This is a genomic window from Enterobacter sp. SA197, assembly GCF_054131575.1.
On record NZ_CP096393.1, the window covers coordinates 3828607 to 3846246 of the forward strand.

Consider the following 17640-nt stretch of genomic DNA (forward strand, 5'->3'; position numbering starts at 1 on the left):
TCAGAAGCGAATCTCCCCGCCAAAGAGATAGGTGCGGCCACGGGCAGTGGTATTGACGGACGATCCCTCTTTGGCATAATCCAGGCTCTGGTTCATGCGGTTGAGCGCGTCGGCATAGTTACGATTGGTCACGTTCTGCACGCTGAATCGCAGCATGACGTTATCGGTCATCTGCCAGTTGCTGTAGAGATCGATGATGGTGGGAATATCCGGCATGGGCGCTTTTGGCACGGTATTGGTATCCGTATCAATACCTTCGGTACTCAGGCGTTTGGATTTACCGGTGAATTTAACCAGGCTGCCGATGGTCAGCTTTTCATTGAACAGACGGCCGCCCACATCCAGGGTGGCGTAGCTGTCCGGCAGATCGCTCAGATCGCTGTAAGCAAAGCTGTAGACCGTGCTGGCAATGGAGGTGGGCTGATCGGTATGTTGCTTGCTCCAGGAGACATTCACATAGGCAAAACCTGCGTCATACCCGGCTTCAATTTCATAGCCTTTCGTTGTTACTGGCGAGGTGGAATTGAGGTAGACGTTGGCGTTAAAGCCGCCAAAGGAGTCGTCCAGATCCTTACACAGACTGCCGTCGTAGCAGAGCATAAAGGACTCACTGGTGATGTAATCCTTAATGCGTGTCTGATAGGCCAGCGCCTTCATGTGGAACTGGTCCTGCTCGGTCAGCAGCCCCTTTTTATTGACGTTAACGCCCGCTTCCCAGGTTTCCGCTTTCTCAGGCTTGAGGAACGGATTCATGGAGGCCCCCCCTTCGTTCGCGAAGAAGACTTCCTGTACATTGGGCGCACGCGACGATTTGCTCCAGCTCACAAAAGGCTGTAGCCAGGGGGTGACCTGCGCCGAAAAGGTCGCGGAGGGATTAAAGGCTTTATCATCCAGATGCAACGTGGCCTCGCCCTGCGGGAAACAGCGCTCATATTCACTACAGGCCGGTTTACGCCCTTCAACTCTGCTGCGGGTATAGTTGAGGTTTAACGCCAGTTCATAGATATCTTTATTCAGCGTCAGACCGCTGTATAACGAGGCTATTTTCTGTTTACCCGCTGGCGCAAAGGCGTTGCGTTCGGTTTCATTATCCTGCACAAAACTGCGGGAATAGCGGGTATCCATAAGTTTGCCGCCGACCTGGAAAGTAGTAAGGAGATCCTCGCGCATGTTGAAACGACTGGTATTGCTCACATCCAGGGCATTTGATTTATTGGTCGTCGATGACTTATTAAAATTGTACAGCGACTCCGGCTTATAATCCTGGTTACCACGACTGGTACTGGCCAGCACGTTAAATTCAATCAGTTCATTCAGTGGCGCGTAGTGATATCGCAGATAATAATCGTCGCTGGTAATATCCCGACGCGTAAAACTATTGGTGTAATTGCGCCCGGAAAATTCGAAGCGATTATATTGATCCGCATTGACGTTTATTTTATAGAGCTCGGAATGGGGTTCCTGACGCAGGTATTTATTATCTTCGCCAATGAAATCCTTACTGCTCCGGCCGCCGCCATTTTTATAAGTGGCATAGGTGCGAGTGCCGCTGATACCGACCAGCGCGCCGAGGCCACCGCCGTTCGCAAAGGTATCAGTCTTCCCCGCCACGGCGACCATGCCGGTACGACCCAGCCCATTATTCCCGACCTGAAAGCGGGACAGCACCCCGGTTTGACGCCCCTGACTTATGACGTCATCCACACCTATGGTGCGCATATTGGCGCTGCCTGCCAGCGCATTGACCCCTTGTGAACCGGCGCTGCTGCCACGGGTAACATCAACGTCGGCCAGGAAGTTCGGATCGAGCGGAACCCCCGCTGCCGTATTGGCCCCGCCATGATAGTTAGCGGGCGCCATGCCAAAGAAGGTCTGGGTGACGCCATCCACCATCGTGTTAACGCGACCCAGCCCGTTCATGCCGCGAATATTCACGCTAATCGTACCCTGCAACGGATCGAGTTGGGTATAGCTTCCCGCCATGCTGCGCAATGATGCATCCAGACTTTGCAGGTTTTTATTTAATGTCCGCGAACTGTAAGCGCCCGGACGGGTATAACTCTCCTCTGACGACCCGGCCTGATATTTATCTTCATACGGGTTATCCGTAATGGTTAAAGGAGAAAAGAGTGACTCACCGTCGCCGTCAGCCGCAAAGGCATGGCCGTTAACAATGAGCAGCCCGGTAAGAAGCCCTTTGGCCACCTGTGATTTTTCCATAATCAATTCCTGTTTTTTCGTAAAAAATGAGCGTCTGCCCGCCGCACTGAATAAGAAATACGGCAGCAACGTGCTCATCATAAAAACCTGAATGCATAGCGGGTTTAATTAAAAAATAAGCATGACCTTTCGTTCGCTCTATTTATATTACGTACCCTGTATCCGCAGAAAATAACGGGTTTATTTATAATGTTTTAGACAATTCAAATTCCACCGGCATGGTGACTTTATGCACACCATTTCTGAGGATCATTTTTGGCGGTGGCGGTAAAGGCCGTGCGTTTTCCACGGCGTTGAGTGCCGCTTTGTCCAGGGAGAGCGTGCCGGACGGTGTTACAAGCTGCGTACTGAGGATGTCGCCCTGTTCATTGACATTGAACATGACCACGGCGGTGCCGCTGCGGTTGCGCCGCCGGGCCTCCATCGGGTAGCTGCGCATTTTGTTGATTTTCCCCTTCACCAGCGATTCCCAGTTTACTTTGCTGCTGGTGATGAGCGAGGAGTCCGTATCGAGCGGTGCCGCATTACGCTGGGTCTGCACCGTCTGAACCGGGGGGGCTGCCAGGCTGTTGGCGGTGGAATTACCCTGTTCCTCTCTCTGCTGGCGCCGGGATATTTTTTTTATTTCCGTTTTCTTTTTTGGCTGATGTTCCTGTTTAGCAGCGGCGACCCTGATGTCCGCCTCCTCCTGTACCAGGAGTCTGGGCACCGCTTTATCGTGCGCCGTCTCCTCCTCGGTCATCGCTTCCACCTTACGCTGCTGGGTGACACCCGGCTGTAGATCCGTCCTGACAAAGGACATTTCAAACTCGGGTGAAAATGTGACCATCACGGTGGCGGGTGTGGCATCCGGTGAGGTCTGGTCGACAGGGATGATAAAGGGCAGCACCAGCATAACGTGGAACACCACGCTGGCGACGATACCGCCTGCCCAGGAGCGATGGGGCTGCATGAAAGCCGCTGGGTTCATCATTTCGTCGCCGTTACGGGCCAGATGTAGTCAGCCTGTTTTGCCGTCAGAGTTGTCCCCTGTGTCGTTAACATGACCACCACCGGCTTATCGGCCTCTAGATCGGCCAGGTGCAGCGGAACGCCAATGTCTTTTGAAGCATGGTAGCCGCCTGCAATCAGCAGGGCCGGGCGCGGCGCGCGGTAAAGCTGCTCTGCCATAAAGCGGTCACGCTGCTGCTGAACGGCCATCATTGCAGTCACCTGCTCTCCCTCAATCTGCCCTCCATGCATGAGATAGATGATGGCCGACAGCGCCTCATGTACCTGCGGGCGGGAGACGCGTCTGCCAGGCGGAAAAGTGGGGTTTTTATAGAGCGCGTTGACCTGCGCGCGGCTGATGTTGGCAGCCAGTAACGGGTAAGCACCGTCAATGGCGGTCATGACCACATCGCGATACATCTCCCACGGCCAGCCCGGGTTCCAGCGCATCGTTTCGGCGGCCCGTGCAGCACTCACCGGCGTCCCCGCAAGACGAGCCTGCCTGACACGATTTACCCCCTCCTGCTGGCTAAGATCAATCATCTCCATCAGCACACTGCCCTGCGGGCGTCGCGCGGCAAGATGTTGCAACAGCCACTGTTCGATTTGGTGATGGTGCGGGTTGATGTGCTCCTCACCCACGATAACCATTGGTGCGTCGCCAAGTCGTTCAAGGAGTTGTTGCGGCGTGAGTGCCTCCCCCGTTGCCGCCTCCAGGACCGAGGCCTCTTGCGTGACCGCCGCAGCGACAATGGCGGAATTGCCCGTTGATGTACTCTTGCAGGCGAAGAGTAGAGCGGTACCGCTGAGAACCAGAGCGCGTAAGAACTTATCCGTACTAAACATAAACATCCGTTATTGTTTTTTTAATAGCAGCTTTTCTTGCTGATGAAATTTAACGCAGGATTATATGTATTAATAATAATGATTATCAAGATCATTCGCATTATCAAAAATAGATTTGCTGGAGCCAGCAGCAAATTTACGTTAAGGCGAGGGGAAACATGCGGGGTAATCCGAAAAAAAGCCCGCATGGCGGTGTACCAGGCGGGCGGTGGTGCTTCTCTTACGCGTGCGGCTTATTTAGCGGCGTTCAGCGCGGCAATATCGTCAGGCGTGGTGCGACAGCACCCGCCAATCAGCTTCGCGCCTGCCTCCAGCCACTGAGGCAGAGAGGCGGCCAGGGCTTCACTGGCCTCACCATGATGGTGCCAGGTTTTGCTTACCGCATCATAGTGTTCACCGGAATTGGGATAGACCACCAGCGGCAAGGGGGTAAGACGTTGTAACACGCGGAGCGCATCGGTGGTTTTGTCGAGCGCAATGCAGTTAATACCCAGCGCCACCACCTGCGGATAATCTGCCAGGAAAGTGACCACCTCAGCAAGCGGGGTGCCATCACTCAGATGTTCGCTGTCACGCAGGGTGAAAGAGAACCAGGCACGTGCGCGAGGACAGGCGCTGAGCAGTGCGGCCAGCGCCTTTATTTCAGCAAAGTTGGGTAAGGTTTCACAGGCCAGCAGGTCAGCCCCTGCGTCCAGCAACGCCGTGACACGCGGGCGGTGAAACGCAATGAACAGATCATGGCTGCGAACATAGTCGCCGCGATACTCAGAGCCGTCAGCAAGAAAGGCGCCATAGGGTCCAACCGAACCTGCCACCAGCAATCTTCCGGCGTCAGGATTTTCAGCAAGATAAGCCTCACGCGCCTTGCGGGCCAGCTCAACACTTTTACTGATGAGCGCCAGCGACTGGGCTTCATCGAGCCCTATGGCAGCGAAACCAGCGGGGGTCGCCTGATAGCTTGCGGTGATAGCCACCTGTGCGCCTGCGCGGAAATAATCGAGGTGCACATCGCGGATTAACGCCGGGTTTTCCATTAACACCCTGGCGGACCAGAGGCTGTCGGCGAGGTTACACCCCCGCGCTTCCAGTTCGGTGGCCATTGCCCCGTCCAGTACGATAAAAGGCTGCTGGCTGAGGATGGGACTTAAGGGGTTATTCTGCGGCATGTTTTGCCTCCTGCATTTTCGCTGTTCGGGTCAGATAGTAAGCACCATAACATAAGGCAACAAAAGGCAGCCCGCACCACAGGGCAATTCTCTGGCTCGGATCAAACGCCAGCCCCACGCAGGCCACAAGGCAGAGGACGATGCCAAGCACCGGTACCAGAGGATACCAGGGGGCGCGGTACTGTAACGCGTTCAGCGGTTTGCCCGCCTGGAGATGGCGGCGGCGAAAGACAAAGTGCGACGCGCAGATGCTTATCCAGACGGCGACAACGGCAAAACCGGAAATGGCCGAGAGGGCGACAAACACCGTGTCCGGGGCCACTACGCTTGAAAAGAGTGCCAGCAGGCCACCCAGCATCGAGACCAACAGCGCGGTCAGCGGCACGCCGTTTTTGGTCAGACGTGAAAAACAGCGCGGCAGCGTTTTTTCATTCGACAGTGACCACAGCATCCGACCGGAAGCATACAGACCCGAGTTGGCGGCGGAGAGGATAGCCGTCAGGATCACAAAATTGAAGATATCGGCAGCGTAAGGAATGCCAACTTTTTCGAAAACCAGTACAAACGGGCTCTTCTCAACCCCTGCCTGCTGCATAGGGATCAGTGCGGCCAGCACGAAAACCGTGCCGATAAAGAAGATAATCAACCGTACTATCGTGGTGCGGATAGCGACGGGAATGACGGTATGTGGATTTTCGGTTTCACCGGCGGCAATGCCGATAAGCTCAGTGCCTGAAAAGGCGAAGTTTACTGCGACCATCGTCATCAGGATCGGCAGCCCCCCGTGCGGGAACCAACCTTCAGCAGTAAGGTTTGTCAGACCTGGCGCGGGTGAACCGTCCTGCATTGGGATAAAGCCAAACATGGCGGCCCCACCAAGCAGGATAAAGGCAATGATAGTGATGACCTTAACCAGTGAAAACCAGAATTCACCTTCGGCAAAAAAGCGGGTCGAGATAACGTTAAGGGCGAAAATCATCACGCAGAAGACCACGCACCAGATCCATACCGGCACCTGCGCAAACCAGTACTGCATACAAAAACCTGCCGCAGTCAGGCTCGAACCGAGCGCAACTGTCCAGGTAAGCCAGTAGAGCCATGCGACCGTATACCCGGTGGCGGGGCCAAGATAACGGCTGGCGTATACATGAAATGCCCCGGTTTCCGGCATCGCCACTGCGAGCTCACCAAGGCACTGCATGACCAGCCAGACAACGGCTGCGCCAATCAGGTACGCCAGCAGCGTGCCCGCCGCCCCGGTTGTTGCAATGATATAGCCCGTGTTAAAGAAAAGGCCCGTGCCTATGACGCCACCCAGTGAAAGCATAATGAGGTGACGGGTTTTCATGGTGCGCTGAAGCTGACCGGCATGTTGTGGTGTTTGCATATTACCTTCTAAACGTATGGACATCTAAACATCCAAAGAAGGGATTTATACCGTGAATGGTAATAAATTTCCAGCGGCAGGAAAGGCGAGGGTCAGGATCGGGCATAAAAAAAGCCACCGGCATGGCCAGCGGCTTCTCTTTTTCGTCCCGGATAAACGCGCGTAGTGCGGTTTACCTTTGAGTTACCGGCAGTATTCGGCCAGTTTGAGCGCGGGGCGAATCATCGGGGCGTGAAAATTCACATTTTCAATCATGTTGCTTTTGCAAAAAATACATTTTGCGCCATGGGGATTTTTCTCATTCACATCATAAGGTGAACTGCGAAATTGCGAACCATGGCAGGTCGGGCAACGAAGATGCAGACTCATACTTAATCCTCCTTAACGTGCTACCACATTCACAGCTGACGGGCCTTTCGGGCCGTTTTCAACCGAGAATTCGACTTCCTGATTTTCGTTCAGCGTACGGAAATCATTGCTTTGGATCGCAGAAAAATGCACAAAGACATCTTTACTGCCATCTTTTGGGGAAATAAACCCAAACCCTTTTTCAGGGTTAAACCATTTAACTACACCAGTCATTTTAGTAGACATTTTATTACCTGATAAATTCATTTGAGCCCGTAGGGCCATACAGGGTCCGAATACAGATTAATCAGAGCTTACAATCGGGACTCAAAAGAAAAGGGTAACGATGACACTTCAAAATGAGGGGATGTACTGGGATGCTTTAGATAGGTCTGTGTATCAAACCGACGTTCATTAAGACATGCCGTTAAAAAGAAAGCAAGCGTTATTTTCACTCTGCTCTGTTTATAATTTTTTAGCGCCTGAAGAGTCGTGCGATAAAATTTCAGAACGCGCTCCGTGCGCCTTTAAGAATAGTCCTCAAATTAACCCGACACAAAAAAACCAATAATTTTAGCCCATTACATAATGCAGAAATATGACGTTACTGCGCTGGCAAAACGTCTTACCGAAATGGCACCTTTAGATGAATAAAAATGACAAACCTTTTCCTGCGCTATCGCTGGCAGCGGGTCCCACCGGCAATGCTAACATCAAATAGAAACATACATTTCAATAGGTTACATATAAATAAAAGTTGAGAGCGTTAATTATACATAAGCCGTACCTCTGCCATACCGTGACAACTTTTCCTCCCTGGTACGTTTTCCCGGCTCTTTTACAGATGTTAAGGGAGAGGCTGACAGGAAATATTACGTTGCTACTGATTTCGTTCATTATCTTAGAGAGGCAAAAATATTACTCTCTACTGGTTGGCGCGGCCTGTCGTTTTAATGTGTTGTTTCTCTTTATGCGCTGGAGGCTCTCACCTGCATAATGCCGAGGTAAGTGCCACTACCACGCCTAACGGTGAACTCTTCTCCACTGACGTTAATGCTGGTATGACTTATCAATTCTGAAAGTGTCCGCAGCATGGATAAATAGAGTGTGCCGCAAGGAATATATTTTCCACTTCTTCGGCATGAGCATGTTTTCAGGTCACCGCGATACTGTCTTGATTCACGCTGCCGCGTAAGTGCCACCCACTGCGTGACTTGCTGGGTGCGCAACCAGACCTGCCCAGGTGTGGTCGCAGGCCCGGATCGGCTTGCACAATTCGCTCCCCCTCTGGGTCATTTGAGTGATATCTTTTCACGCAGCCAACCCAAGGAGACGTCATGTCGGAATTTGATTCAATCGCGAAAGAGTTGCTGGTGCAGGCCGAAGCAGAAGAGAAGCGGCAACAGGAACAAGATAAGCATCTGCTGGACCGGGTTCTCGATATTTACGGGCAAAAATATGTGGCCGAGAAATTACGTTTACTCGGCCAGAATGAGTGGAGCCGGGAAAGGCTGAACCGTCGGGTTAATGGTAAAGGTGCCAGTGCGCCGCTTACCAGTGCTGAGGTCTCCCTGTTGCACAAAATGCTCCCCTCACCTCCCGCACATCATCCTCATTATCAGTTCCGCTTTATCGATCTTTTTGCTGGCATTGGCGGCATCCGCAAGGGGTTCGAAGCCATTGGTGGCCAGTGCGTGTTTACCAGCGAGTGGAACAAAAATGCGGTGCGCACTTACAAAGCAAACTGGTTTAACGATGAACGTACGCACCGCTTTAATCAGGACATCCGCGAGGTGACCTTAAGCAGCACGCCCGAGGTAAGCGATGCTGATGCCTACGCCCATATTGATGCGCGGATCCCGGATCATGACGTTTTACTGGCCGGTTTTCCCTGCCAGCCCTTCAGTCTTGCCGGGGTGAGCAAGAAGAATGCGCTTGGCCGCGCGCACGGCTTTGAATGTGAAGCACAGGGTACCCTGTTCTTTGACGTAGCGCGGATTATAAAAGCCAAGCGTCCGGCCATTTTCGTGCTTGAAAACGTTAAAAATCTTAAGAGTCATGATCAGGGTAAAACCTTTACCGTCATCATGAACACGCTGGACGAACTGGGGTATGACGTTGCGGATGCTGATGCCAGCGGAAAAGATGACCCCAAAATCATTGATGGCAGGCACTTCCTGCCCCAGCACCGTGAACGTATTGTGCTGGTGGGCTTTCGTCGCGACCTCGACCTGCGCCAGAGCTTTACGCTACGCGATATTCACCGCCACTTCCCTTCGCAACGACCGACCTTTGGTGAACTGCTCGAACCCGTTGTCGACGAGAAATACATCCTGTCGCCGAAGCTCTGGAGCTACCTTTACCACTACGCAAAAAAACATGCGGCGAAGGGCAATGGTTTTGGCTTTGGCCTGGTGGACCCTGGCCGTGTTGACAGCGTGGCGCGTACCCTTTCCGCACGCTATCACAAGGATGGTTCTGAGATTCTGATCGACCGCGGCTGGGACAAGACCCTGGGAGAACGCGATTTTCTGGATGCCGCAAACCAGTTACGTCGCCCCCGCCGGCTTACGCCACGGGAGTGCGCACGGCTGATGGGCTTTGAGAAGGTCGGCGATAAACCCTTTCGTATTCCGGTGTCGGACACCCAGGCTTACCGCCAGTTTGGAAATTCGGTGGTCGTCCCCGTATTCGCGGCGGTAGCGACCCTGCTCAAGCCCTACATTGCCCGTGCCGTTACCCTCACCCGGGAGCAATCCAGTCAGTAATATGCTCCAGTAAGTGCGCGCGGTAGCGCGCAACTTTGGGCAGAGGCCGCTGCTGTGGCCTTGAGAGCAGAAAGACGGGGCGTGGCAGGGGAGTGAATTTTCGCAAAACCGGGATCAGTTGCCCTTTCTCCAGCGCCTCTTTAACCAGTATTTCCGGTTGCATAAGCAGCCCGGCACCGGCACGCGCCGCCATGCTTAACCCCAGCCCATCATTACAACGCAGAACGGGCTCCTGTCGCCAGGATGCCTGCGCGTTCTCATCCGGTAGTTTCCATTCATTCTGCGAGTTCCATACCATGTGGGAGAGGCAACGATGCTGCTGCAGATCGCGTGGCGTTTCCGGCACGCCAAAGCGGGCCAGATAATCGGGCGACGCGCAGATCACCATCCGGTAGAGGCACAGAGGTTTTGCCACCAGCGTGTCATCGTAAGCACCACCGATACGCACGGCCACATCAATTCCCTCCTCCACCAGATCGACCCGCCGGTTGCTCAGATCCAGCTCCACTTTGACGTGAGGATGCGCATTGAGAAAAGCTGCGGTCAGCGGGGCAATGACGCAGGCACCTAAGGTCGTCGGGGCGCTCACCCGCAGCGTGCCGGCGGGAGTATTACGTAAGCGCTCTATCGCAGTATCTGCCAGATGCACCTGCTCCAGGACGCGTCGTGCCTCTTCGTAATAGACCCGCCCGGCATCCGTCAGACTCTGGCGACGAGTATTACGCTCCACCAGCCGGGTATCCAGTTGCGCCTCCAGAGAACTGATGTATTTCCCTACCATTACCGCTGACATCTCCAGGCGGAGGGCAGCGCGGGTAAAACTCCCCTCATCAGCAACAGTAATAAACACTGCCATAGCGCGCAGTTTGTCCATATTTCTAACCTGTAGTTAGTAATCAAATAACATTTCGCTCATTTATCTTATCAGTCATTAGCGAAAGAATGGCCTCTCTGTAAACTGAGGAGCACAACATGAAGATTCTGGTGATTGGTGCAAGCGGTACTATTGGTCGTGCCGTCGTGGATATGCTCGCCCGTGAGGGGACGCACGACATTATTCGCGCCGGGCGCACAAGTGGAGATGTGCAGGTAGACCTGACCTCCGATGAGAGTGTGTCCGCCCTGTTCAGGAAGACCGGCAACCTTGATGCTATCGTTGCGGCGACGGGCAGCCTCTTTTTTGGCCCCCTGCAGACGATGACGCCTGAGAATTTCTCCGTTGGGTTGCAGGATAAGCTGCTTGGCCAGGTGCGACTGACGCTGGCAGGGCAGCATGCGCTGAACCCGGGCGGGTCCATTACCCTGACCAGCGGCATCGTCTCACAAGAGCCTATCGCCCAGGGGGTGAATGCCACTACGGTCAATGCGGCGCTGGAAGGCTTTGTAAAAGCGGCAGCGTGCGAACTCGCAAAAGGTCAACGCATTAATATTGTCAGTCCCGGCATGCTTACGGAGTCAGAAGCGGACTACGGCGCATTCTTCCCCGGTTTTGAAAGCGTACCGGCTGCACGGGTTGCGCTGGCCTACCGGCGCAGCATTGAAGGCGTACAGACCGGGCGCGTTTTTACGGTCGGTTACTGACTGCCGATCATGCCTCTTTTTTCAGGCTGTCGACGAAGGTCTGCCACTGCGCTTTGAGGGCACCGATATGATTTTTTTCAATATCAGCCATGTACGGCAAGGCACGATGGTCATTGACCCACTGGCTCATTGAGGAAAACCACAACTCACTGTCACTGCTCGTGGCGGTAAGGTTCAGCATCTCGTTGCGTACGCGCTGTGAAGAGTGCGTACCCTCAGCCAGCTGAGCGACAGCGTCCTGATGATGCCGGGCCTGTTCACGGTCGCCCAGACTTTGCGCCAGCTTGGTCGCCTGTGACAGCGCCACTTTGCTCAACTGATCGGCCTGAGCGGACTTCTCGTCGATAAACTGCGACACAAAGGCACGGGCTTCCTGATGATAATCGGCGGAGATCCAGGTCTCGACGACTTTATTGAGTTTTCCCTGCGTCAGGGCGAGATCCATAGCGTTGGTCGTGTAGTCGCCGCTATCGGAGGGGGAGGTGAGTGCGCTATGCAGAGCCTCTGCCATCGCATCTGCCGCTACGGTGGCGTGCTGGAAGAAATCGAGAAAACGAACAGCATCATTTGCCGTGGCCGGATCGCCATAGAATTCGCTGGCAAGACTGGGGCCACCGGGCGTACGAGCCATCGCTTGATTGCGCAGCGCCTGCATTGCCCGCGCAGCGGCGTCTTGTTCCTCTTTCGTGGGCGGTGTTGGTTGCTCTTTTGCCTGTTCCATCGCCTCCCGGGATAAGCTCACCTCATACGCGTCCGCGAGCCCCGTCTCTTTTCCTGTTAAAGCGCGTACAGCCTCCTGGCGCGTAACAGGCATGGACCTGATGCTGGCCATCGAACTGACATCCTTAATGCTCATCTCTTCTCCTTGGAATCGTTGCCAAACCTATTTTTTATCGTCTTCCAGGCGAAGAACTTTACGCGTTTGCATAAAAAACACGGAGAAAGTGAAGTAGTAAACAGAGGGGATAGAAATAAGGCGACCGGGGCCGCCTTAAATGGATTAGTCGCGCGACTGTACCCAGAACGCATGAATGAGGCCCGGAATGTAGCCACACAACGTCAGAACGATATTAAGGAGAAAGGCAAAACCGACCCCTTTGCCCAACAGCACACCCAACGGGGGGAGCAAAATAGTAAAAACGATACGCCAGAAACCCATACTACCTCCATGCAAAAAAATGCAGCTAATTGTTTAAAAAAGAATTTAATGTTAAAGCGTAGTCATTCTGGCTACCGCCGCCAGGCCTGCCCCGCGCTTTTACCCTCTTTTACGCAAAACAACATTTCATCAATCACTGTCATCGCCATCGACGACTGTACCTTCTCTTTGCTTCAGGCTATGTTTTGTAAACCATTAATCAGGAGGTAATGATGTTTGCGATTGGCGATGTAGTGCAGCCCCACGTAGGTGGGCCAAAATTGGTTGTTCGCGAAGTGCATGAGGATCAGATTGTCGCGGTTCCCGCCCACGATCAGAATGCAGAAAGCATTACGCTTAAAGCTGCCGACGTTTCACTCTACCAGGAAGACGGCGACTTCGGCGTCTGCTGATGCCTCGCGGTGAAGGCTTCTTCACCGCCCCTTCTTTTTATGCACTTTGAACGCATAAATACCCATGCATTAAAACAGCATCAAACACCACAAATAAGCATCTTGCAGCATAAAAAATGCTGCTGACCATTTTGTGGCTACGTTCAAAGAATACTCCGCTTTTCCGCTCCCCTGCTCCCGCGCGCATCCTGCCAATAACAGTGACGAATAAATATAAATTATTGATATTAAATATAATTTCTATGCCGATCCAATGAAAATAATGAAATGCGCAAAATATAACCAACCGCAGAGTAATTTATCCATGAAAAGGCAATAAATAAAAATTTATAGCTAGTTGTTAGTTTATATGCAGAAGGATAACCTATCGGCAAAGAACGAAGCCCGGCAACGTGCTAACACTCGTTCCATACCCGCACGATTTCTTGCCTACTCAAGGAGCAGTACCATGTTCTCTTCGCAGTCCCGCCTGCGCCATGCCGTGGCAGACACCTTTGCCATGGTCGTCTATTGTTCGGTGGTGAACATGGTGATTGAAATATTCCTCTCCGGAATGACCTTTGAGCAGTCACTTTCATCACGTCTGGTTGCCATCCCGGTGAACATCATTATTGCCTGGCCCTATGGCTTTTATCGCGATGCTTTTCTCCGCCAGGCGCGTCGAATTACGCCGGCGAGTTGGATGCGTAACCTTGCAGATGTGCTGGCGTATGTGACATTCCAGTCACCCGTGTATGTGGCCATCTTATTAACGGTAGGCGCAGACTGGCAGCAAATTATTGCAGCAGTCAGTTCCAATATTGTGCTGTCGATGATGATGGGGGCGGTATACGGCTACTTCCTTGATTACTGCCGTCGCCTGTTTAAAGTGAGCTACCAGCAGGCTAAAGCCTGAGTGATGATGACAGGCCTCGGCCTGTCTTCGGTTATTGAATTTCGCCGAACAAGCCCGACAAAAAGCGCTCCAGCGCCATGCGTGAACTAAAACCGTGTGGAATGCCGTAATGTTCCTGAGCCTCTCCACCTAAGTAGAGCGGAAAATTCTGGTAATGATCGCAGGTTTTGATATCCGTGGCCGGTTCCGCAAGGGACATACTTCGTTCTTTGAGCGTAGGGTGAATGACCAGCGCAGTGCGTCCCATCCGGGCCTCACGGTTCACATACACATAGTTATCGCCACGGCGGTAACCATAGGTTTTTGTCGTCGCCACATCCATTTGAAAGCCTACTTTTTCCAGAACGCGCGCCACCTCATCGGGTCGTAAATACATATTTTTTCCTCGTCATCTTTTCACTGCGTCGCAACCTTACAGTATTCAGCATTACCCCTGCTTTCAGAAAAGTCCATAAACGTGGGTAAATGCCTGGCCAGCCGGTAACGAAGCGAATTTATGGTCTAAACTAAAATTCTCTTCGAAAACAAAGGAGGTTCCGATGTTTAACAGACCTAATCGCGCAGATGTAGACGAAGGCGTCCATGATATCCAGAAAGATGTTCATCAGTTAGCGGACAGCCTGGAAGATGTTCTTAAATCGCTTGGCAGTGATGCAAAAGATGAAGCGGATAGCGCGCGTCGTAAAGCTCAGTCACTGTTAAGAGAGACCCGGGCCCGGATGAATGGTCGCTCAACCACCTATCAGGCCGCACGTGATGCGGTGGGCTGCGCAAGCACATTCGTCAAAGACAAGCCGATGTACGCGCTGGGCGCAGTGGCGGCAGTAGGTATTTTCCTTGGTGCGCTGATCAGCACCCGTCGATAACGTCTGACGTCTGATTCTGAGAGCCCGTTCGCCGCTGGTGAGCGGGCTTTTTTTTGCCTGCTGCCACGATTTTCACGCACAACATGCCCTTCCCGCTACGCTCATCATCCGGAATAAACTAATCGCAATTTCCTATATCTTGTGTGGTTGAAACTTTTATTAACTACATCTAGTATTCCTGTTAGCAATACAGAGACAACTGACGCGATCGCTCGCGCCGTTCCTTCATTTTAAACGGAAATACAAATCATGCGCATTACTATTTACACTAAAAACGATTGCGTACAGTGCCACGCCACTAAACGCGCAATGGAGAGTCGTGGATTTGATTTTGAAATGGTGAACGTTGACCTTGAACCTGGTGCTGCTGATGCGCTGCGTGCGATGGGTTTTCGTCAGTTACCGGTCGTTGTGGCAGGTGAAACCCGGTGGTCAGGTTTTCGCCCGGACATGATTAATCGACTGCAGTCTGCGCCTGACATCGCCCGCGCATGAGTCAACTCGTCTACTTCTCCAGTAGCTCGGAAAACACGCTGCGGTTCATTGAGCGGCTGGGGCTACCGGCAACGCGCATCCCGCTTAATGAGCGAGAGCGTATTCAGGTAGACGAACCCTATATCCTGGTGGTGCCAAGCTACGGCGGGGGAGGAACGGCAGGCGCTGTCCCCCGCCAGGTCATCCGCTTTCTGAACGATCCGCATAATCGCGATTTCATTCGCGGCGTCATCGCGTCCGGCAACCGTAATTTCGGCGAAGCCTATGGTCGCGCCGGGGACGTGGTCGCGCAGAAATGCAGTGTGCCCTATCTCTACCGTTTTGAGCTGATGGGCACCCAACAGGACATTGAAAATGTGCGTAAAGGAGTGAGCGAATTTTGGCAACGACAACCGCAGAGCGTGTGACCCAGTCCACGCCCGATTACCATGCTCTGAACGCGATGCTAAACCTGTACGACAACGCAGGTCACATCCAGTTTGACAAAGATCGCCAGGCCGTCGATGCGTTCTACCAGCACCATGTGCTGCCCAACACGGTCACCTTCGCCAGTCAGGATGAACGTCTGAACTACCTGGTGGAGGAGTCCTATTACGACGAAAGCGTGCTGGCGCGCTACGATCGTGCTTTTGTGAATGACCTCTTTGCCCGTGCGCATGCCAGCGGGTTTCGCTTTCAGACATTCCTTGGCGCATGGAAGTATTACACCAGCTACACGCTGAAGACCTTCGACGGTAAACGTTATCTTGAACATTTTGAAGATCGCGTCTGCATGGTCGCGCTCACGCTGGCGCAGGGCGATGAAAGACTGGCACGTCAGCTGACCGATGAGATCCTGGCTGGTCGCTTTCAGCCCGCCACCCCCACCTTCCTTAACTGCGGCAAGAAGCAGCGCGGCGAGCTCGTCTCCTGCTTCCTGCTGCGTATTGAAGATAATATGGAATCCATTGGACGGGCGGTGAACTCTGCCCTCCAGCTGTCCAAACGCGGTGGCGGCGTGGCCTTCCTGCTCTCGAACCTGCGCGAATCAGGCGCCCCCATTAAGCGCATTGAGAATCAGTCATCGGGCGTGATACCGGTGATGAAAATGCTCGAAGACGCCTTCTCCTATGCTAACCAGCTGGGTGCACGCCAGGGAGCGGGTGCGGTTTATCTCAATGCGCACCACCCGGATATTTTGCGATTCCTTGATACGAAACGTGAAAATGCTGACGAAAAAATTCGCATCAAAACACTCTCGCTCGGGGTGGTTATCCCGGATGTGACCTTCCGTCTGGCAAAAGAGAATGCCGAAATGGCGCTGTTCTCCCCTTACGATGTAGAGCGTTTGTACGGTAAACCCTTTGGTGATATCGCGGTCAGTGAAATGTATGAGCAACTGGTTGCTGATGAGCGCGTGCGTAAAAAGTACATTAATGCCCGTGATTTCTTCCAGACGCTGGCCGAAATTCAGTTCGAGTCGGGTTACCCGTACATCATGTTCGAAGATACGGTTAACCGTGCAAACCCGATTGCCGGGCGTATCAACATGAGCAACCTCTGTTCTGAGATCCTGCAGGTTAACAGTGCCTCAACGCTGGATGAAAACCTGGATTACGTGGATATCGGACATGACATCTCCTGTAATCTTGGCTCGCTGAACATCGCTCACACTATGGATTCACCGGATTTTGGCCGCACGGTAGAGACCGCCGTGCGCGGCCTGAGTGCCGTCTCCAGTATGAGCCACATCCGCTCGGTGCCCTCTGTGGCAGCCGGTAATGCTGCCTCTCACGCTATCGGTCTTGGGCAGATGAATCTGCACGGCTATCTGGCCCGCGAAGGGATTGCTTATGGCAGCGAAGCGGGGTTGGATTTTACTAACCTCTATTTTTACACCATCACCTGGCATGCGCTGAACACCTCCATGATGATGGCCCGCGAGCGTAATACGCGTTTCGTCGGCTTTGAGCAGTCGCGTTATGCCAGCGGAGAATATTTTAACCAGTACCTGGAAGGGCACTGGCAGCCGAAAACAGAGAAAGTCCGTGCGCTCTTTGCCCGTAGCGGCATCACAATCCCTGACCGCAATATGTGGGAGCAGTTGCGTGAGAATGTGATGCGCTACGGCATCTATAACCAGAACCTGCAGGCGGTGCCGCCTACCGGGTCTATTTCTTACATCAATCACGCCACCTCAAGTATTCACCCGATCGTGTCGAAAATTGAAATTCGCAAGGAAGGCAAAACCGGGCGCGTCTACTACCCGGCCCCGTTCATGACTAATGAAAACCTGGCCTTTTACCAGGATGCCTATGAGATAGGCCCCGAGAAGATCATCGACACCTACGCTGAAGCCACGCGTCATGTGGACCAGGGGCTGTCGCTGACGCTGTTCTTCCCGGACACCGCCACCACGCGCGATATCAACAAAGCGCAGATTTATGCATGGAAGAAAGGCATCAAAACGCTGTACTACATTCGCCTGCGCCAGCTTGCGCTGGAAGGGACGGAAATCGAGGGCTGCGTGTCCTGCGCGCTGTAAGGA

At 53.2% G+C, this 17640-nt stretch carries 19 protein-coding genes; 8 read left to right on the top strand and 11 right to left on the bottom strand.

The window, feature by feature from the left end:
- The 7 genes from M1D91_RS17970 to cspE all read right to left on the bottom strand — a co-directional run bounded on the left by M1D91_RS17970 (position 1) and on the right by cspE (position 7203).
- Positions 1-2220, bottom strand: coding sequence for a TonB-dependent receptor domain-containing protein (locus tag M1D91_RS17970; protein WP_437433228.1), 2220 nt, complete (start codon positions 2218-2220; stop codon positions 1-3).
- Between the two features lie 184 nt (positions 2221-2404).
- Positions 2405-3193, bottom strand: a complete 789-nt coding sequence (locus M1D91_RS17975; protein WP_437433229.1) for an energy transducer TonB — start codon at positions 3191-3193, stop codon at positions 2405-2407.
- Entirely contained in the window at positions 3190-4056 is an 867-nt protein-coding gene (locus tag M1D91_RS17980; protein ID WP_437433230.1) for a ChaN family lipoprotein, read from the bottom strand. The genes M1D91_RS17975 and M1D91_RS17980 overlap by 4 nt, the downstream gene beginning before the upstream one ends.
- Positions 4057-4289: 233 nt before the next feature.
- A complete protein-coding gene (mmuM, locus tag M1D91_RS17985; RefSeq protein ID WP_437433231.1) occupies positions 4290-5222 on the bottom strand; it encodes a homocysteine S-methyltransferase in 933 nt (310 codons plus the stop codon).
- Entirely contained in the window at positions 5209-6609 is a 1401-nt protein-coding gene (gene mmuP, locus M1D91_RS17990; protein WP_437433256.1) for an S-methylmethionine permease, read from the bottom strand. Before mmuP ends, mmuM begins: the two co-directional genes overlap by 14 nt.
- Before the next feature lie 183 nt (positions 6610-6792).
- Positions 6793-6978 carry a cold shock small protein YmcF gene (gene ymcF, locus M1D91_RS17995; protein ID WP_437433232.1) on the bottom strand — a complete coding sequence of 62 codons (186 nt, stop codon included), beginning with the start codon at positions 6976-6978 and terminating at the stop codon, positions 6793-6795.
- A gap of 12 nt (positions 6979-6990) precedes the next feature.
- Positions 6991-7203, bottom strand: a complete 213-nt coding sequence (cspE, locus tag M1D91_RS18000) for a transcription antiterminator/RNA stability regulator CspE (protein WP_437433233.1) — start codon at positions 7201-7203, stop codon at positions 6991-6993.
- Between the two features lie 1091 nt (positions 7204-8294).
- Here cspE and M1D91_RS18005 point away from each other — a divergent pair.
- Positions 8295-9725, top strand: coding sequence for a DNA cytosine methyltransferase (locus M1D91_RS18005; RefSeq protein WP_437433234.1), 1431 nt, complete (start codon positions 8295-8297; stop codon positions 9723-9725).
- Here the strand turns inward: M1D91_RS18005 and M1D91_RS18010 are convergent.
- Positions 9700-10599 carry a LysR substrate-binding domain-containing protein gene (locus M1D91_RS18010; protein WP_437433235.1) on the bottom strand — a complete coding sequence of 300 codons (900 nt, stop codon included), beginning with the start codon at positions 10597-10599 and terminating at the stop codon, positions 9700-9702. The genes M1D91_RS18005 and M1D91_RS18010 overlap by 26 nt on opposite strands.
- 98 nt (positions 10600-10697) lie before the next feature.
- Between M1D91_RS18010 and M1D91_RS18015 the strand changes: the two genes are divergently transcribed.
- A complete protein-coding gene (locus M1D91_RS18015) occupies positions 10698-11306 on the top strand; it encodes a short chain dehydrogenase (protein WP_437433236.1) in 609 nt (202 codons plus the stop codon).
- A gap of 7 nt (positions 11307-11313) precedes the next feature.
- Here the strand turns inward: M1D91_RS18015 and M1D91_RS18020 are convergent, their stop codons facing one another.
- Together M1D91_RS18020 and M1D91_RS18025 are read right to left on the bottom strand one after the other, a co-directional pair.
- Positions 11314-12162 carry a hypothetical protein gene (locus tag M1D91_RS18020; protein ID WP_437433237.1) on the bottom strand — a complete coding sequence of 283 codons (849 nt, stop codon included), beginning with the start codon at positions 12160-12162 and terminating at the stop codon, positions 11314-11316.
- A gap of 144 nt (positions 12163-12306) precedes the next feature.
- Positions 12307-12465, bottom strand: coding sequence for a YqaE/Pmp3 family membrane protein (locus M1D91_RS18025; protein ID WP_437433238.1), 159 nt, complete (start codon positions 12463-12465; stop codon positions 12307-12309).
- Positions 12466-12677: 212 nt separating this feature from the next.
- Here M1D91_RS18025 and M1D91_RS18030 point away from each other — a divergent pair, with 212 nt between their 5' ends.
- Together M1D91_RS18030 and alaE are read left to right on the top strand one after the other, a co-directional pair.
- Complete coding sequence (locus M1D91_RS18030; protein ID WP_437433257.1) at positions 12678-12857, top strand: YodC family protein; 180 nt, start codon at positions 12678-12680, stop codon at positions 12855-12857.
- A 448-nt stretch (positions 12858-13305) separates the two neighbouring features.
- Positions 13306-13752, top strand: coding sequence for an L-alanine exporter AlaE (alaE, locus tag M1D91_RS18035; RefSeq protein WP_437433239.1), 447 nt, complete (start codon positions 13306-13308; stop codon positions 13750-13752).
- A gap of 31 nt (positions 13753-13783) precedes the next feature.
- Here alaE and M1D91_RS18040 read toward each other — a convergent pair whose 3' ends face one another.
- Complete coding sequence (locus M1D91_RS18040) at positions 13784-14128, bottom strand: DUF2002 family protein (RefSeq protein ID WP_437433240.1); 345 nt, start codon at positions 14126-14128, stop codon at positions 13784-13786.
- A gap of 163 nt (positions 14129-14291) precedes the next feature.
- On the opposite strand from M1D91_RS18040, the gene M1D91_RS18045 reads away from it, so the two are divergent.
- From M1D91_RS18045 to nrdE, 4 genes are all read left to right on the top strand, one after another.
- Positions 14292-14618, top strand: a complete 327-nt coding sequence (locus M1D91_RS18045) for a DUF883 family protein (protein ID WP_437433241.1) — start codon at positions 14292-14294, stop codon at positions 14616-14618.
- 249 nt (positions 14619-14867) lie between these two features.
- On the top strand, positions 14868-15113 hold the full coding sequence (gene nrdH / locus M1D91_RS18050; protein ID WP_437433242.1) for a glutaredoxin-like protein NrdH: 246 nt from the start codon (positions 14868-14870) through the stop codon (positions 15111-15113).
- The gene (nrdI, locus tag M1D91_RS18055; RefSeq protein WP_437433243.1) at positions 15110-15520 is read left to right on the top strand and encodes a class Ib ribonucleoside-diphosphate reductase assembly flavoprotein NrdI; all 411 of its coding nucleotides are present in this window, start codon (positions 15110-15112) and stop codon (positions 15518-15520) included. Before nrdH ends, nrdI begins: the two co-directional genes overlap by 4 nt.
- Positions 15493-17637 carry a class 1b ribonucleoside-diphosphate reductase subunit alpha gene (gene nrdE, locus M1D91_RS18060; RefSeq protein ID WP_437433244.1) on the top strand — a complete coding sequence of 715 codons (2145 nt, stop codon included), beginning with the start codon at positions 15493-15495 and terminating at the stop codon, positions 17635-17637. The genes nrdI and nrdE overlap by 28 nt, the downstream gene beginning before the upstream one ends.
- The last annotated feature ends 3 nt before the right edge of the window (positions 17638-17640 follow it).

Excerpts from the sequence above, each read along its gene's own strand:
- M1D91_RS17970 (WP_437433228.1), bottom strand. The coding sequence starts at position 2,220 with ATGGAAAAATCACAGGTGGCCAAAGGGCTTCTTACCGGGCTGCTCATT.
- M1D91_RS17975 (WP_437433229.1), bottom strand. The coding sequence starts at position 3,193 with ATGATGAACCCAGCGGCTTTCATGCAGCCCCATCGCTCCTGGGCAGGC.
- M1D91_RS17980 (WP_437433230.1), bottom strand. The coding sequence starts at position 4,056 with ATGTTTAGTACGGATAAGTTCTTACGCGCTCTGGTTCTCAGCGGTACC.
- mmuM (WP_437433231.1), bottom strand. The coding sequence starts at position 5,222 with ATGCCGCAGAATAACCCCTTAAGTCCCATCCTCAGCCAGCAGCCTTTT.
- mmuP (WP_437433256.1), bottom strand. The coding sequence starts at position 6,609 with ATGCAAACACCACAACATGCCGGTCAGCTTCAGCGCACCATGAAAACC.
- ymcF (WP_437433232.1), bottom strand. The coding sequence starts at position 6,978 with ATGAGTCTGCATCTTCGTTGCCCGACCTGCCATGGTTCGCAATTTCGC.
- cspE (WP_437433233.1), bottom strand. The coding sequence starts at position 7,203 with ATGTCTACTAAAATGACTGGTGTAGTTAAATGGTTTAACCCTGAAAAA.
- M1D91_RS18005 (WP_437433234.1), top strand. The coding sequence starts at position 8,295 with ATGTCGGAATTTGATTCAATCGCGAAAGAGTTGCTGGTGCAGGCCGAA.
- M1D91_RS18010 (WP_437433235.1), bottom strand. The coding sequence starts at position 10,599 with ATGGACAAACTGCGCGCTATGGCAGTGTTTATTACTGTTGCTGATGAG.
- M1D91_RS18015 (WP_437433236.1), top strand. The coding sequence starts at position 10,698 with ATGAAGATTCTGGTGATTGGTGCAAGCGGTACTATTGGTCGTGCCGTC.
- M1D91_RS18020 (WP_437433237.1), bottom strand. The coding sequence starts at position 12,162 with ATGAGCATTAAGGATGTCAGTTCGATGGCCAGCATCAGGTCCATGCCT.
- M1D91_RS18025 (WP_437433238.1), bottom strand. The coding sequence starts at position 12,465 with ATGGGTTTCTGGCGTATCGTTTTTACTATTTTGCTCCCCCCGTTGGGT.
- M1D91_RS18030 (WP_437433257.1), top strand. The coding sequence starts at position 12,678 with ATGTTTGCGATTGGCGATGTAGTGCAGCCCCACGTAGGTGGGCCAAAA.
- alaE (WP_437433239.1), top strand. The coding sequence starts at position 13,306 with ATGTTCTCTTCGCAGTCCCGCCTGCGCCATGCCGTGGCAGACACCTTT.
- M1D91_RS18040 (WP_437433240.1), bottom strand. The coding sequence starts at position 14,128 with ATGTATTTACGACCCGATGAGGTGGCGCGCGTTCTGGAAAAAGTAGGC.
- M1D91_RS18045 (WP_437433241.1), top strand. The coding sequence starts at position 14,292 with ATGTTTAACAGACCTAATCGCGCAGATGTAGACGAAGGCGTCCATGAT.
- nrdH (WP_437433242.1), top strand. The coding sequence starts at position 14,868 with ATGCGCATTACTATTTACACTAAAAACGATTGCGTACAGTGCCACGCC.
- nrdI (WP_437433243.1), top strand. The coding sequence starts at position 15,110 with ATGAGTCAACTCGTCTACTTCTCCAGTAGCTCGGAAAACACGCTGCGG.